General features: G+C 45.1%; 16 protein-coding genes, 1 pseudogene and 1 other annotated feature. Of the genes and pseudogenes, 2 read left to right on the top strand and 15 right to left on the bottom strand.

The window, feature by feature from the left end:
• Window positions 1–3: 3 nt before the first annotated feature.
• The 7 genes from dnaK to DYE66_RS02800 form a co-directional block, all read right to left on the bottom strand.
• Complete coding sequence (gene dnaK, locus DYE66_RS02830; RefSeq protein ID WP_115324881.1) at window positions 4–1,830, bottom strand: molecular chaperone DnaK; 1,827 nt, start codon at window positions 1,828–1,830, stop codon at window positions 4–6.
• Window positions 1,831–2,199: 369 nt separating this feature from the next.
• Window positions 2,200–2,751, bottom strand: coding sequence for a nucleotide exchange factor GrpE (grpE, locus tag DYE66_RS02825; protein ID WP_003000713.1), 552 nt, complete (start codon window positions 2,749–2,751; stop codon window positions 2,200–2,202).
• Window positions 2,752–2,772: 21 nt separating this feature from the next.
• The gene (hrcA, locus tag DYE66_RS02820; RefSeq protein WP_003000694.1) at window positions 2,773–3,807 is read right to left on the bottom strand and encodes a heat-inducible transcriptional repressor HrcA; all 1,035 of its coding nucleotides are present in this window, start codon (window positions 3,805–3,807) and stop codon (window positions 2,773–2,775) included.
• Between the two features lie 159 nt (window positions 3,808–3,966).
• The gene (locus DYE66_RS02815) at window positions 3,967–4,551 is read right to left on the bottom strand and encodes a glycoside hydrolase family 73 protein (RefSeq protein WP_115324879.1); all 585 of its coding nucleotides are present in this window, start codon (window positions 4,549–4,551) and stop codon (window positions 3,967–3,969) included.
• A 155-nt stretch (window positions 4,552–4,706) separates the two neighbouring features.
• Window positions 4,707–5,477: a M15 family metallopeptidase gene (locus tag DYE66_RS02810; RefSeq protein WP_019782181.1), complete on the bottom strand. Its 771-nt coding sequence runs from the start codon at window positions 5,475–5,477 to the stop codon at window positions 4,707–4,709.
• Complete coding sequence (locus tag DYE66_RS02805; protein WP_115324877.1) at window positions 5,470–6,165, bottom strand: histidine phosphatase family protein; 696 nt, start codon at window positions 6,163–6,165, stop codon at window positions 5,470–5,472. The genes DYE66_RS02810 and DYE66_RS02805 overlap by 8 nt, the downstream gene beginning before the upstream one ends.
• A 103-nt stretch (window positions 6,166–6,268) precedes the next feature.
• Complete coding sequence (locus tag DYE66_RS02800; RefSeq protein WP_115324875.1) at window positions 6,269–6,562, bottom strand: hypothetical protein; 294 nt, start codon at window positions 6,560–6,562, stop codon at window positions 6,269–6,271.
• Window positions 6,563–6,835: 273 nt separating this feature from the next.
• On the opposite strand from DYE66_RS02800, the gene mazE reads away from it, so the two are divergent.
• Both mazE and DYE66_RS02790 read left to right on the top strand, forming a co-directional pair.
• The gene (mazE, locus tag DYE66_RS02795) at window positions 6,836–7,069 is read left to right on the top strand and encodes a type II toxin-antitoxin system PemI/MazE family antitoxin (protein ID WP_115325185.1); all 234 of its coding nucleotides are present in this window, start codon (window positions 6,836–6,838) and stop codon (window positions 7,067–7,069) included.
• Entirely contained in the window at window positions 7,066–7,467 is a 402-nt protein-coding gene (locus DYE66_RS02790) for a type II toxin-antitoxin system death-on-curing family toxin (RefSeq protein WP_115324873.1), read from the top strand. The genes mazE and DYE66_RS02790 overlap by 4 nt, the downstream gene beginning before the upstream one ends.
• Before the next feature lie 180 nt (window positions 7,468–7,647).
• Here the strand turns inward: DYE66_RS02790 and DYE66_RS02780 are convergent, their stop codons facing one another.
• The 8 genes and pseudogenes from DYE66_RS02780 to DYE66_RS02740 form a co-directional block, all read right to left on the bottom strand.
• The gene (locus DYE66_RS02780; protein ID WP_115324871.1) at window positions 7,648–8,055 is read right to left on the bottom strand and encodes a hypothetical protein; all 408 of its coding nucleotides are present in this window, start codon (window positions 8,053–8,055) and stop codon (window positions 7,648–7,650) included.
• Between the two features lie 166 nt (window positions 8,056–8,221).
• Complete coding sequence (locus tag DYE66_RS02775) at window positions 8,222–9,559, bottom strand: PFL family protein (protein ID WP_003000661.1); 1,338 nt, start codon at window positions 9,557–9,559, stop codon at window positions 8,222–8,224.
• Between the two features lie 11 nt (window positions 9,560–9,570).
• Window positions 9,571–9,837, bottom strand: coding sequence for an ACT domain-containing protein (locus tag DYE66_RS02770; protein WP_003000666.1), 267 nt, complete (start codon window positions 9,835–9,837; stop codon window positions 9,571–9,573).
• Window positions 9,838–9,983: 146 nt separating this feature from the next.
• Window positions 9,984–10,627, bottom strand: a pseudogene (locus DYE66_RS02765) (NAD(P)-dependent oxidoreductase).
• A 150-nt stretch (window positions 10,628–10,777) separates the two neighbouring features.
• On the bottom strand, window positions 10,778–11,806 hold the full coding sequence (locus DYE66_RS02760) for a lanthionine synthetase LanC family protein (RefSeq protein WP_244914161.1): 1,029 nt from the start codon (window positions 11,804–11,806) through the stop codon (window positions 10,778–10,780).
• A 379-nt stretch (window positions 11,807–12,185) separates the two neighbouring features.
• Entirely contained in the window at window positions 12,186–13,019 is an 834-nt protein-coding gene (locus DYE66_RS02750) for a transporter substrate-binding domain-containing protein (RefSeq protein WP_003000751.1), read from the bottom strand.
• Window positions 13,012–13,803 (bottom strand): amino acid ABC transporter permease, encoded by a 792-nt coding sequence (locus DYE66_RS02745; protein ID WP_115324869.1) that lies wholly within the window; start codon window positions 13,801–13,803, stop codon window positions 13,012–13,014. The genes DYE66_RS02750 and DYE66_RS02745 overlap by 8 nt, the downstream gene beginning before the upstream one ends.
• A 158-nt stretch (window positions 13,804–13,961) precedes the next feature.
• Window positions 13,962–14,238 (bottom strand) — a binding site (T-box leader).
• Window positions 14,239–14,490: 252 nt separating this feature from the next.
• Window positions 14,491–15,396 (bottom strand): LysR family transcriptional regulator, encoded by a 906-nt coding sequence (locus tag DYE66_RS02740; protein WP_115324867.1) that lies wholly within the window; start codon window positions 15,394–15,396, stop codon window positions 14,491–14,493.
• Window positions 15,397–15,434: the final 38 nt, after the last annotated feature.

Raw genomic sequence — 15,434 nt, 5'->3', positions numbered from 1 at the left:
ATCTTACTTCTCAGTAAACTCACCATCTACGACGTCGTCGCCTGAATCTTTGGAATTAGCATCGTTAGCTTGGTCTGCACCTTCTGCTCCTTGTGAAGCAGTTGCTTGTTGGTAGAGCTTAACGGCTAGAGCTTGGGCCTTTTCGTTAAGGGTTCCCAATTTTTCACGCATGTCATCAGTGTCGCCTGATTCTTGAGCCTTCTTGAGGTCATCAAGAGCAGCCTGAGCAGCATCACGTTCAGCATCGAAGTCCTTGCCTTCGGTTTCTTCCAAGGTCTTTTCAGTTGAGAAAATAGCTTGGTCAACTTCATTCTTAAGATCAACTTCTGCCTTGCGTTTAGCATCAGCATCAGCGTTAGCTTCCGCATCCTTCATCATGCGTTCAATTTCGTCTTCGCTGAGACCATCGTTAGACTTGATGACAATGTGTTGTTCCTTTTGAGTACCCAAATCTTTAGCCTTAACAGAAACGATACCGTTCTTGTCAATGTCAAAGGTAACTTCGATTTGTGGCACACCACGAGGAGCGGCTGGAATATCGGTCAATTGGAAACGACCCAGGGTCTTGTTGTCCGCTGCCATTGGGCGTTCCCCTTGGAGAACATGGATATCAACGGCTGGTTGGTTATCAGCGGCAGTTGAGAAGACTTGAGACTTAGAGGTTGGGATAGTGGTGTTGCGGTCAATCAGTTTAGTGAAGACGCCACCCATGGTTTCAATACCGAGAGACAATGGGGTAACATCAAGCAAGACAACGTCTTTGACATCACCAGTGATAACACCACCTTGGATAGCAGCACCCATGGCAACCACTTCATCAGGGTTTACAGATTTATTTGGTTCCTTACCAGTTTCAGCCTTAACAGCTTCAACTACGGCAGGAATACGTGTTGAACCACCGACCAAGATAACTTCGTCAATTTCTGACAGGGACAAACCAGCATCAGACAAGGCTTGACGAACTGGGGTCTTGGTGCGATCAACGAGGTCACGGGTCAAATCATCAAATTTCGCACGAGAAAGGGAAACTTCCAAGTGGAGAGGACCAGCATCACCAGCAGTGATGAAAGGCAGGCTGATTTGTGTTTGGGTCACACCTGACAAATCTTTTTTAGCTTTTTCAGCCGCATCTTTCAAGCGTTGCAGAGCCATCTTGTCGTTTGACAAGTCGATACCGTTTTCTTTCTTGAATTCGTCAACTAGGTAGTCAATAATCTTTTGGTCAAAGTTATCCCCACCGAGTTTGTTGTCACCGGCAGTTGCCAATACGTCAAAGACCCCATCACCTAATTCAAGGATAGAAACGTCGAAGGTACCACCACCAAGGTCAAAGACCAAGATCTTTTCATCTTTTTCAGTCTTATCAAGACCATAAGCTAGGGCAGCTGCAGTTGGTTCATTGACGATCCGTTCGACTTCAAGACCAGCGATTTTACCAGCGTCCTTAGTCGCTTGACGTTGAGCATCGTTAAAGTAAGCAGGAACTGTGATAACAGCCTTTTCTACTTTTTCACCAAGATAATCTTCAGCGTAGCCCTTCAAGTATTGCAGAATCATAGCTGAGATTTCTTGTGGGGTATATTCCTTACCGTTTACAGAAACTTTTTCAGAAGTCCCCATCTTCGATTTGATAGAGATAACGGTATCTGGGTTAGTTACTGCTTGACGCTTGGCTGCATCACCTACGATGATTTCACCGTTTTTGAAGGAGACAACAGAAGGGGTTGTACGGTTACCTTCTGGGTTGGCAATAATTTTACTTTCAGTTCCTTCAAGAACTGCAACTGCTGAGTTTGTTGTCCCTAAGTCAATACCAATGATTTTAGACATGTTTTTTACCTCTTGTTTACTTTTTAATTTAATATTTTCCTTAGGTGGTGGGGACGGTAACAGTCACCTTCGGTGTCTCATACCTTAACTTTGAGCCTAAAGTCTCAAAGTTCCCCTACCTCAGAATAGATACTATTCTGAGGTTGTCACCACGGCGGAAAATATTGTTTCAGGCTCACTTCGTTCTCTTTTGTGAGCCGTTTTTCCTTTTTCCTAGTTTTATGTCGTTGCGGACAAGTTAGGGTTGCTAATTAGGCCATTTTCTATACCAATCGTTACTATTCGTGTGGAAAATGAGTAAGGTGCCTAGGCCATTCGCCAGAGCGATTGGCCTTTGCGGATGACTCGCTTAGCAAGCAAGAACATGGGCTAGTTATAAACCACGACCATAGCTGGTCGAAGTAGGCGGTCATGCAACTGATAGCCCTTTTGCAAAACTTGGGCAATGCTGTCAGCTGGATGGTCATCATCCGCTGGCAGGGTTTGAACGGCCATGTGGAAGTTGTGGTCGAAGCTCTCCACAGGGACCTCTTCGACTCCTTCTTCCTTCAGGGCCTGCAGGAGACTTTCCTGCACCATTCCAATCCCTTTTTTGACATCATCCGTCAAACCTTCAACGGCCAAGGCCCGCTCCAAGTTATCTAAGCTAGGAAGAACACCCTTGGCTAGGTCTTGTGAGCGATACTTTTGCAATTGTTGGCGTTCCTCATTAGCCCGTCGCTGAATATTTTGCATCTCAGCGTGAGCTCGTAAGAATTTATTTTCAAAATCCTCGGCCTTCTCCAAGGCTACTTCCAATTCACTCTTTTCAGAGAGCTCCTCGGGAGTTTTTTCTTGTGCCTCCTGCTCTTCTTGCGCTTCAGAAGTTTGAGCCTCTTGGGACACTTCCTCTTTTTCTTCTTTTTTAATATCCTCTGACATAATGCCTCCTTTTCAAAGAGTCTAATTGACTTCGTAATGGTTACTGCTCAAATAGCGATAAAAATCGGCCAACTTTATGGTTAAGACCCGACTGACAATATTCAGGAGTCCCATGGAGCGTTTATAGTCCATGGTTACAGGTCCCAACAAGGTCAAATTGCCAAAGCCCCGATAAGGAATCAAAAACTTATAAGAGAGTTGACTCAGAGCCTCAAACCCTTGCTTATCTTCATCAGCCAACCTAATCACATAGGCTTCTTCCTCATGGAACTGTTGCCGAATCATTAGGGCCAATTCCTGGATCTTATCCATGAGCCGATAGGTCTGATCATCCGAATACTTGAGCAAGTTTTCCTTTCCCGAAAGAAAAATCTTTTCGACAAACATTTCCTTGAAAATATGCTCAAAAAGTTCCAAAACATTATCGGTCGTCTTGAAGTAGCGTTGAACAATCTGGGGAATTTCCGTTCGAATCCGATAGTGGATTTCCATGACGGTTTGCCCCAAGAAGCGCTCTCTTACTAAACGACTGAGCACCAAGAGATCCTCATCAAGAAAATTCTTAGGAATGGCAAATTGGCTGGTAACCGTATTGGAATCATCAAAGGTCATCACCGCTAGGGCATCATGATGACTGAGTTTGACAATATCAAATGCGCTCAAGCGCTGATTGCTAGGTTCCACATCCAGGGTAATCGCCGTGCAAGCCGTCAGCTCGGCCAGGACATCACTAGCTTTTTTAAGAACATCTTCCAACTTGAAGAATTCAAAATCAAAAGCCTTGATAACCTGGTAGGCATCCCCCTCGTCAACCCGCTCTAAATTAAGAAGGTGGCTGACATAGTACTGAAAACCCTGCCGACTGGGGAGACGACCACTAGAAGTGTGGGCCTTTTCTAGGAGCCCAACTTTTTCCAAAGCTGCCATATCATTACGAATGGTAGCGCTACTGGAAGAAATATAGGACTGTAAGGCCTTGGAACCAACGGGCTCGTGAGTTTGGGTAAACAGTTCGACGATGATGGATAAGATATCATTTTGCCGTTGTGTTATCATCTCAGCGACCTCCGTTCATTCTATTAGCACTCTAAGTCATCGACTGCTAATTCATGGTTCTATTATACCGCTCTAAAATGACCTGTCAAGAGGAAAACTCAAAAAATTAGCACTCTTTTTTAAAGAGTGCTAATTCATCTATTCCTCTAAATACATCCCTTAACCATCATATTGGGTTAGATTTTTTTCCTGAATAATGGCAATTAGTTTGTTGGCATACTCAGGGTCAGTGTCCACCCCTGCCTTTTGCAGGGCACGAGCAGCCGTCGTATATTCTTCTGTAGTAGCCAAAGTTGTGTAGAGCTGCTTGCCCCAATAGCCTGAACTAATTTCCTCCATATAATCATAGAGGCTATCCTGCCAGTCCTTATAAATCTTATAAGGTTGCTTAACCGTCTGCCACTTGCCTTTTTCATAGGACTGGGTGGTCAAGACGATTTTCGGATCACCAGGCTGGGCTAGGACTCCCAGATAATTATGGTAGCGAACGGCCAATAAATTGGAACCGTAGTCGGTCGACTGGGCCCCCTGCGCAATCAGCACCGAAGCCTTAACCCCATAGGCCTTGGACAACTTCTGGGCAACTGGTGCCACCTCCTTGATAAAGGAAGCCTGACTATAGCTGGTTGTCACCTTCGTATTGGCTGCCTTGGTTCTCATATTTAACAGGAGCGGTAAAAGGACAAGGGCCAGAATGAGCCCAAAGACCATTATGAAAGGCCGAAACTTTAGCCTTGACTGCATCTTTATTTTCCTCTCTAATTGCGACGTCTATGTGGGTTAATTGGAAATAGCAACCTACATTAACTTGTAAGTGGGCTAGAGATTTTTATAAAAAGCCCTTAGACACTTCATCTCTATATTCGAGTTTTACAGAGGTTGCGAGAAATTCTGATCTCTTATTTTTTCAATTGGGCGACATATTCTTCCAAGCTCAGGTTATGCTGGGTCATATACTTGGCAGAGGCCTTGCCGACATATCGGAAGTGCCAATCTTCGTAATCAACACCGGTTGACTCACTCTTGTCCTTTTCGAAGCGAAGGACAAAGCCATAATCTGGAGCAATTTCCTTAATCTGTTCAACCACATTAGGATCACTTTCATTGAGGCTATCAATAGTACTCATGTCGATAGCTAGCCCGGTCTGATGCTCGCTGGCTCCAGCTGGTTGCGAATAGGTTTTGACCTTTTCCTGGGCCTGCTCCTCGGTCAAACTAGGGTCATTGGACATTTCTTGTTTGACGTAACTATCAAAGAGTTCCTTTTGATAGGCAACACTGCGATAGCCGGAGATCAGATGCTCACTACTGTCAATCTTCTGAGCGGCTGCCAGAAATTCCTTGACATTATCGGCAATCCGAGCATCGACCTTGATATTATCAACGGTTGTTAGGTCTGGGTTAAGCTCCTTAGTAACATTATCACGATTGACCAGAATCAACTGCCAGTCGTCCTTGGAAACATCTGGCAATCCTGAGTCCGAGCTTGAGGAAGCCGCATCAGACGAGGAGTTGGCATCAGCTCTTGCCAGCTGCTTGCTCTTTGTCGTCTGACCAGCACTTTCCTTAGCCTCTTGGCTAGCCTTTTTATCATGGAAATAGGCAAAGCCAAAAATAAGGATTAAAACCGCAAAAAAAATCGTCAAAAATTGCTTGGTCCGCTTATTCATTTCTTTCCTTTTCTAAAATTTCCCGTCCTTTATGGCGGTAGCTCATATCTCCGATGGCTTCAATATGGAGGTCCCCATCCTCATAGGTTAGCTGACAGATACTGCCATTATCCAAAGCCAGACTCCTTGGCTGACTAGGGTCAATAAGCCCCATAAGAGTGGCAATGGTCATGCCGTGGCTAACCACGATGGCATCGCCACCACCCTTGCTTTCAACTTCCTTGGCAATATCGGTAAAACCTGAAATAATGCGGTCCTTAAGCACTTCCCAAGGTTGAGCCCAACCAGCTGTATCAACGGCCATAATGGCCTCTGCCATATCTTGGTAGGTCATTTCTTCCACCGGTTTGTCAAAGACCCGCGGAATAACGCCATTAAAGAGCTCGGCATCGTAACCACCATCCAGGCTACCGAAACACCATTCGCGGATGCGCTTATCTCGCTTGTAAGGAATGGTTTCTTGACCCAACTCCCGTAGGATAATCTCCATGGTCAAGAGGGTTCTGCCACTATCACTAGAATAGGCCGCCACAAAATGAAGACCTGCCGCCTTGAGACCTAGGCCCAGTTCTTGGATACCTTGCTCACCCTCCTTGGTCAAGGGCGTGTCAGACCAACCTTGGGCCCGGCCGATAGTATTAAACATGGTCTTGCCATGACGGGCAATAAATAAGCGTGTTTTCGTCATAAGACCTTTCTCCTTGATTTTCTTTCTATTATAACAAATTTAAGGAAATTAAAGAAGACGGCAAATATACCTGCTTTCCTAGGGATGGAAAACCCTTCTCCTGCTAGAAACCGTCCACCTTTTGATAGTCTCTGATGAATTGTTTGGGGCTAAGAAGCCGCTCATTTGTCAAGTCAATATAATCACCAGGATTGGCAAGGGCATAGATCCCATAGCCCCAGTAACGGCTAGACTTATGCCAATGAGGGAAAAGGCTAGGAATCAGCACTTGAAGTGTATTATCTTCCTTCCAGATTAACTCATTCTTCTTTAAGGCCTTAGCAACCCAGTCGGGGTAAGGAGCATTTGGGTCAACTCGCCAGACCTGGGCCGGCCTACCTTGGTAGAACACTGGCATAGAATCACCTCCATAACTAAAGCATAACATAATTTGACTGGATTAGACTGACAGGAAGAAAAACAATTGCCAAAGAATTTTGTAAGAAGTTCCTGCCAAAGTTAGTTGCCTCGCTTCTGTTGGGCAAAGGCTAGACAAAGGGCTAAGTAGGAAGCTCATCAAATCAATAAATTCCTTCTCCTCTCTACCATCTGTCAACTCTCTAGCTTAAGACTTCATCTTGTCATTACCGTAATTTCATGATATACTTCTCCTACCAAAGGAGGCTGCATGATGACTGTAAAAACACGAAAACAAGGTAATTCCATTATGATTACCATTCCAAAAGACTTTAACATTCCGACCGGCAAAGAGTACGAAGCTAACCTAACCGTAAACGGCGAAATTGTTTTCACCCCTAAGGAAGATGAGACCGCTCACTTTGTATCTGACATTGAGGCCTTTAAAAATGTCGATAAGATTTTGAAGGAGTATGATGGTATCTTCAAGGAATTAGTTGAACGATGACAAAGTACTTAACCGAAAGCCAAATTATCGCTCTCAATAAAAGAGTTATCGAGCATTATTCTCCCAATGAAAACATTGAACTTATGAGTGCATCTGCCTTAAATATGATTGTAAATTTACCAGAACAGTTTGTTTTTGGTCAGAAGCTATACCCAACTCTTTTTGACAAAGCAACCATACTTTTTGTTCAGTTGGTGAAAAAACACGTCTTTGCTAATGCCAATAAACGAACGGCCTTTTTGGTTTTAGTCAGCTTCCTACAATTGAATGGCTACCAGTTACTTGTTGAACAAGAAGAAGCGGTCGAATATACTGTGCAGATTGCGCTCGAGCCACTAACCGATGAAAAGCTGATGACCTACAAAGAATGGATTGCTAGCCACAGCTCCAAACTGTAAGCTAGCTGTCCTGTAGATGAGCTGAACCCTCGCAACGAATTGGATCTTTTCGAGAAGAAGCAAGGAACCGACAACATTTAGAAAGATAAACAAACATCAAGAGCCTGGGGGTCCCCAAGCTCTTTTTGAACCTAAACAAGCCGAAATCATTCAACTGCTCATCAGAATAATTGTAGGTCATTATTGTTTTCCTTTCTCACCATTAGAGTAGATTACTATAACTACCCTTTCAGTTTTTCCTTTCTTAGAATCTAATTTTTTCCAGATTCGCTCTTTTTCGTCCTTGCTTCTTCCAGGTAAACTACCATTGTGACTAATCTTATCCTCCAAAGCATGACCAACTCGATAGGAGACCTCTTTTCCATCCTTAAAAGTAAGCACAAGATTATATGACCAAACACCAGGTATTGAAGTATATTTAGGATTGCTTATTTTTATTTCTTCAATATCTTGATAAGAATCTTTTAGAGACTTTACTAGGCTAACTTCATACTGCCGATTGCGTTTTTCTACCTTTTGAAGATGACGAAAATAAAGGCCACCAGCTATCAGTAGGACAACCTGTAAAACTGCTAAAAACTTTTTCATATAAATCCCCCTGCTGATTAAAATAAACTAAAACAACCTTATTATAACACTCCCATCAAGTCAAACTTTTTCTAAAAGTATGAGCAAGAAAAATCCCCACCGAATTGGTGAGGAAAGATTGAGTTATAGCCGATGAATACTAAAAGTGGCAGGGACACGAAGACTTTTAATTCTTAAAGCTATGGATTGGGGCTGGAATTTGTCCGCCACGGGCGATGAAGTCAGCAGAAGAATTTTTATTGACCGACATGACTGGGGCAGAGCCCAAAAGCCCACCGAACTTGATGGTGTCCCCTTCCTTGCCCTTAGGGATGAGGCGGACAGCGGTCGTCTTCATATTGATAACCCCGATAGCAGCTTCATCGGCAATCATGGCAGCGATGGTTTCTGCTGGGGTATCCTCTGGAATAGCAATCATGTCCAGACCGACCGAACAGATAGCTGTCATAGCTTCTAGCTTTTCTAAATTGAGGGAGCCAGCTTCAACTGCCGCAATCATACCTTCGTCCTCAGAAACAGGAATAAAGGCACCAGACAGACCACCGACCTGGTTGCAGGCCATGACACCACCTTTTTTAACCTGGTCATTAAGAAGGGCCAGGGCAGCTGTTGTTCCGTGTGTCCCGACGGTCTCTAGCCCCATTTCTTCTAGAACCCGTGCAACTGAGTCGCCAACGGCTGGGGTTGGTGCTAGGGAGAGGTCGACGATACCAAATTTAACCCCTAGTCGCTCGCTGGCTAGACTACCAACTAATTGGCCGATACGAGTGATTTTAAAGGCGGTCTTTTTAACGGTCTCAGCCACCACATCAAAGGACTGACCCTTGACCTTTTCCAGGGCCCGCTTGACGACACCAGGACCAGAAACGCCGACATTAATGACCACATCGGCTTCACCAACCCCATGGAAGGCCCCAGCCATGAAGGGATTGTCCTCAACTGCATTGGCAAAAACAACCAGCTTGGCTGGACCCATTTCAGACAGGCGGGCGGTTTCCTTGATAATCTGCCCCATATCCCTGACAGCAGTCATATTGATGCCCGACTTGGTCGAGCCAATATTGACCGAAGAGCAGACAAAATTGGTCTCAGCCAGGGCCTTGGGGATAGACTTGATGAGAATCTCATCTCCCTTTTGATAACCCTTTTGCACCAAGGCTGAAAAGCCCCCGATAAAGTTGATACCGATTTCTTTAGCTGCCTTGTCCATGGCCTTGGCAAGGGGGAGGTAGTCGGTTGCATCCGTCGCTGCACCGATAATGGAAATCGGTGTGACCGAGACCCGCTTATTGACAATGGGAATGCCCAATTCAGCCGAAATCTCATCACCGACCGCAACCAGATTGGCCGCCTTGTCAACAATCTTGCGATAGACCTTTTCGGCAGCCCGATTGATGTCAGAGTCAATACAGTCAAATAGAGAAATGCCCATGGTAATGGTGCGAACGTCGAAGTTCTGCTCCTCAATCATGGCAATGGTTTCTGTAACCTGTTGAATGTCCATGGTAGGCCCCCTTACAACTTATGCATGGCATCAAAAATTGCCGAGCTTTGAATGTTAATCTTGACACCCAGTTGGTCACCCAATTTTTCTAACTCCGAGCGAAGTAGGCTAAAATCCTTCTTTTCTGGGGAGGATACCACCGTCATCATGGTAAAATACTCATCCAAAATCGTTTGCGTAATATCGTCAATATTTAACCCCAAGTCAGCAATCTTGGCCGAAACACCTGCGACAATCCCTTGACTGTCCTTACCAACTACTGTGATAATTGCTTTCATCTTTGCCACCTCTTCTTTCGTATTGTTAGTATTTTAGCATAGATTTACTATTTTTTTCAAAAAATTATCAGAATTTTTCACTAAAAAACGAATGATGGGGCAAAAACAAAAAGTCACCTCCACAAAGACGACTTCTGTGATTAAGGTTAACGATTTACCACCGTAAACCGCTCCTGCTGGTGCTGAGGGTTTTGGATTTCGTCAAGGATGGCTGAGGCCAAGGTTCCTGTTGAAGTCTCGGATTTTTCACCGCTGTAGAGGATGGTATCCGTTCCCAGAATACTGTCGGTCTTTTGGCCGTCGGTTAATAGGAAACCTGGTGAGATGGCTACCCAATTGACATTATCCACCTGATTGAGGAAATCAAATTCCTTGGCCTGTTGGCGAGGGGCATTAATCCAGGCTGCGACGTCTGGATTTTTTTCCAAATCGTCCAAGACACGCCCACCCTTGCCATTCTTAAGACTACCAGCTCCTAGGATGAAGAAGAGCCTTGGGCTTTGAGCCTCCCTAAAATAGGCAATCAACTTGGTCGCCAAATCAATATGCTGATAGGCAATGTCCAAACCCGCTGGAGATAAGGCATTAACCACCACATCGAAAGCTGCTAGATCTTCCTTGGTCAAATCAAAGGCATCCCGATGAAGATAAGAAACAGTATCACCAAAAAGGTCCTTGGCCTTAGCCAGATTGCGGACGATAGCTGTCGTTTCCAGACCACGCGCTTGGGCTTCCTTAGTAAAGCCCGTCCAGCTGCTCCTGTTGCTCCAATAATTCCAATTTTTGTCATAAAAAACCTCTTTCTGTCTGCTTTGTCTGTCTAGTTTACAGGCCTGCCTCCCCCATGGAAAGTGAGAATTGGGTTAGGAGACCAAGTTAGTAAATTGATTATATTTTTCCCAGAAATGATGATAGAACCAATCTTGCTTGTCAATTCATCCTAATAAGTCGATGGGAAGGGATCATCAATAATCCGTGAAACCTTGAAGTCTCCTTGCAGGGCTGAAGCTAATTGGAGGAGAACCGAGGCTGCACCAGAGGCTCCTTCGTAAAAGCCAATCAGCGCCGAAATATTATCGGGTTCCACTCGGGTATAGGCCTCTTCCCATTTAAAGGTTTCTTGACCATCAGTCGAATCCTTCTGCCCATCAGTCAAGAGTTGAAGGGCTGTTCGTTTGGCATAATCAAGGAAAACTTGGTCTCCCGTCACCTGCCAAGCACTCAGGAAGGCATTGAGGAAGCCGGCACTACCGCAGCAGTAGGCAATGGTATGCCAGTAGCCGTCTGAATGGGTTTCTGGAGCCCCTAGGTCTACAATACTATGAAGCAACTGCTTGATTTCGGCCAAATTAGTTGAATCCTCAGTCACCTTGTAATCTTCATAGAGGTAGCGGATGAGGCCAGCATTACCACCACAGTAGCCCAGATAGTGAACCGTATCCTCTGGTGTCTGACCATCACCAGTCAAATCGTGGGGAACAGAAATGGTTTCGTCGTCAATTTCATAAATGGCATGGTAGAAATCCTTGACACCCTGGGTCGCCTCCAAGAAAGTCTTGTCTCCACTAGCCTGATAGAGCTTGAGCAGGGTATAGGCAACACCGCCAGCCCCAATTGGAAAGCCAGGGATAATCTTGCCACCAAAGGAGGACCCTTCAAAATAACGACCGCCTCGAGGGAAGTCCTTGCCTTGCTCAAGCAGGACGCGACCAGCTTGGACAGCGAAATCACGCCAATCTTGGCGGTCAAATTGGTCGGCTAGGCTAAGAATCAAGAGGAGGGTGCCTGAGTCGGCTAGAATTCCAAAGGAACCAGACCAATAGGCCCCTTCTCCATCTTCTGCTGGTTTGGCATCGGCAATCGCACCAGCCACGACCTCTTCAACAAAGGTCTTGTAGGCTGGATCTGGTGAGAACTTGTAGAGCTCGGCAACCGCAAAGGAACGCTGTTGGAAAGATTGGTCAGCCATTCAAAGAGGCGGGCCCAAAATTTCACCCGATAATAGCGAATCAGGGCGATAGGTACCCCCAAGAGCAGACCCAGAGCAAGGGCCGAAAGACTGAGGTAGAGAGTGATTGGGGTATAACGCAGGGCAATCAGGATGCACTGCCAAATAAAGTGATAATCCATGCAAACCTCCTTGGAAAGCGAGAGGGTCGGTCAAGAAAAGTCAGAAAAGGGAGCAGCTAGTCAAAGAAAATCAAGCTTGTTCAGTTAGAAAAGAGGGGTTCGTAAAAACTAGCCATTAGTCAAGAGAAGGCCAGCCCGACTAGTCTCCTGGCAAAGCTTAGGAAGTGGAGAAAATCGACCAGTCCTGTCTGTGGAAAAATATTGATTTCCGAAGACTATTAGTTGGTATAATCCCCACCCAGATACTTCTTGGAAAGTTTCTTGAGGGTACCGTCCTTCTTGAACTTCTTGAGTACCTTGCTGACAGCATTATTGAGCTTGGCTTCCTCCTTGTCATTCTTTCTGAAAAGATAATAGGTGGAAGACTTATTGATGACCTTCTTGGAAGCGACATATTTTGAGCCCAGTTGCTTGTTGGTATAGTCAACTGTATACTTGGTCGCCAGGGTCGCATCAACGGTGCTATTCTTGAAGTTTTCCAGCAGAACCTGGTCCGACCAAGATCCGTAAACAATCTTGAAGGCTCCTAGATGTTCCTTAAGATAGGCCTCTAGGAGAGCTGGGGCATTCCCGCCTGCAATGGCATAGACCTTCTTGCCCTTGAGGTCATCCAGGGATTCATAGCCCCCTGTCAGAGACTGGATATGCAGGTCATAGTGGGTGTAGCCTACCTTAGAAAAAGCGTAGTCCTTGCGCCTTTCGGCATTGGATTCCAGCTGGTTAGCGACCAGGTCAAGCTTCTTATTTTTTAGAGCAGGGAAGAGGTTGGAAAACTCATAGTGCTCGATTTTAAACTTATACTGGGGCAATTCATCATCAATAGCCTGTAAGAGAGCAATTTCATAACCCGTATCATTGCCCTCCTTATCTTGGTAGACAAAGGGGCGAAAATTCGAGCCTGTCCCAATGGTAATGGTCTTGGCATCCGCATTATTTTTAGCCGACTTGTGGGAAGAGCTCTTATTGCTCAAGCCATAATAGAGACCCCCACCAATGATAACTAGGACCAAGAGCAGGCCTAAAAGCTTTTTTCTATCCCAATTTTTACTCATAACTTAACTCACTTTCTTTGAAACTTGTCTGATGAAGACCAATGCTTTGCTTGGGTTTGCTAGTAGTTTCTCCTAAATCAGATGCCGTATTTTCAACTAGGCTTTCCTCATTCTTAGCCTCGTCTGCACCAAAGAAGAGCTTGAAGGCCAAATGAATAACCACGCTGAGGACGATAAAGATAATACTTGCATCAATGAAGGCCTCAATCTGGTGGGCCGTATTGGTCCCGACCAGCTGGGCCTTACCCATGATGTCATAGATGCCCAAATAAGTGGCCAGAGAGGAATTTTGCAGGAGGGAAACGATGGACAACTCAATATTGGGGATCATTTCCTTGACGGCTTGGGGCAAAATATAGTAACGATAGGTCTGAACCTTATCCATGCCGATAGAATAAGCCGCATCGAACTGATGTCTAGGAACATTAGCGATAGCTGAGCGAATGATTTCGCCGAAGTAGGCGCCAGCATTGAGGCTGTAGGCAATATACATAAAGGTCAATTTGCTGACACCCGCTATATCTATGCCCAAGAGACCCAAGAGATAAGGAACCCCATAGTAAACAATAAAAAGTTGAACAATGACGGGGGTTCCTTGAATAAAGGAAGTGTAGACCAAGGTCAACTGATTGAGAATCGGTACCTTCTCCAGTCGAACAACCGCAAGTAGGAGACCTAAAAGCGAGCCCGCCAAGGTTGAAACCAAAACAATGAAGAAGGTGATGGGAAAGGCCTTGAGAATCTGAGGAAACAAGTCCAGCAGATAATGAAAATCGAAAAACATAGGGACCTCCATTCTTGATAAGTGGGGATGAGATAGCTAAGCCCTGCTGATCTTACAAAGCCAAGTAGCTAAAAAGCACTCCCATCCCTGATAAAACCCTCACTTGAAGGATAAGCCAGCTCTGACAAATGCCAGATTGGGCTGCCAATCAAAGGGTTAACAAGGACGAAAGTGCTTTTTCCCGCGGTACCACCTTACTTGAATAGGAAACCTATTCCACTCTAGCCATCTCCAAAATTCCTAGAAATTAAATCTTTGCCTCTCAAAAAGCTTTGGAAATCGCTTGTCCTGTAACGGGAACCCCCGAATCTAACTTGCCTAGGCTCGCTAAATTTGGCTTCAAGACCATCTTGGATCAGCTTTGGTTACCACTTTTCACCACCAGTAGCTCTTTGAAAACTGCGACTGACTTACTCATCTTTTTATCACCTATGTTTAATTTATTTTTGTTGGGGTCTATTGTACAAGCCTCGACAAAGCCCGTCAAATTAAGCTTTTTTATAGTTGGTCATAATTTTTTCTTATGAGATACTGACCTTGAGGCAAAGAAATAGCCTGATGAGCTTTCCTTAGGCTTACTCATGTTATGAAAGAGACAAGATCTTCTCCGAATGCCAGAGAAAAGAGCAAGGGCAATTTACAAGATCTCCCACTTTTTCAGCATCAAAAAAAGCCAGCCCAGCTGACTCAATTACTATTTTCACTTTCTGCTAGGCTCTCCTTGATTCGCTCAACGAAGGCCTCTAGAATGGGCGTGCTTTTACGTTTGTTATTGGTCACATAACCCAAGGTGTGAACAGGACTATCTGCCAAAGGAATCAGGACTATCTGCTCCTTGATAAAACCATTGACAATCCCTAAGCCCGAAGCATAGGCATCCGAGGCTGTTAATAAATTCATGACCGTTCCTCGGTCATTGCTGTACATGATGGTCTGATTATCCAAGACTTCCAGCGTATCCTCATCAAAATGGAGACCCGACTTCTCCTGGCGAAAACGGACCTGTGGATAACCCTCCAAATCTTCTTGGATCAAAACCTGGCGGTCAGCCAAGGGATGGCCCCGCCGCAGAAAAACTTGAGTGGGAAATTCTCCCAAGGAGGTAAAACTCAAATCTTGATTGGCCAAGGACTTCTCCAAGATATGGCGATTATTGGAATCCAAATAAATAATCCCCATGTCACTTTCAAAGTTATCCACACTCTCTAAAATCTTCTTGGTGGTCGTCTCGATCAGTTGGAACTCCTGGTAATCCGCCTGAAAAGACTGGACTACCTGAGTCAAAGGCAGTGAGAGAAAATCATAATGGTGGGAGGCTACCGTGAAACTCTTGCGAAAGTTATGCTGATAACGACTTTCTAGCAAATCCAATTCGCCAATAATCCGCTTGGCATACTTGACAAAATCATTGCCATCATCCGTTAAGCGGGCACCTGTATTGGATCGGACAAAGAGTTGCACGCCCAGCTCTTCCTCCAAATCCTTGATGGAGGCTGAGAGATTAGGTTGGGTCACAAAGAGCTTTTTGGCCGCCTGACTAAAAGATCCCATCTCGGCAATAGCCTGAGCATATCGACACTGTTGAAAATTCATTGACACTTTCACCTCCAAGCAAAACCGGGCCGCCGCTT

Source organism: Streptococcus downei MFe28, assembly GCF_900459175.1.
GTDB classification, from domain to species: domain Bacteria; phylum Bacillota; class Bacilli; order Lactobacillales; family Streptococcaceae; genus Streptococcus; species Streptococcus downei.
The sequence above is the reverse complement of the archived record's forward strand: the minus strand, read 5'-3'. Positions and strand labels throughout refer to the sequence as shown.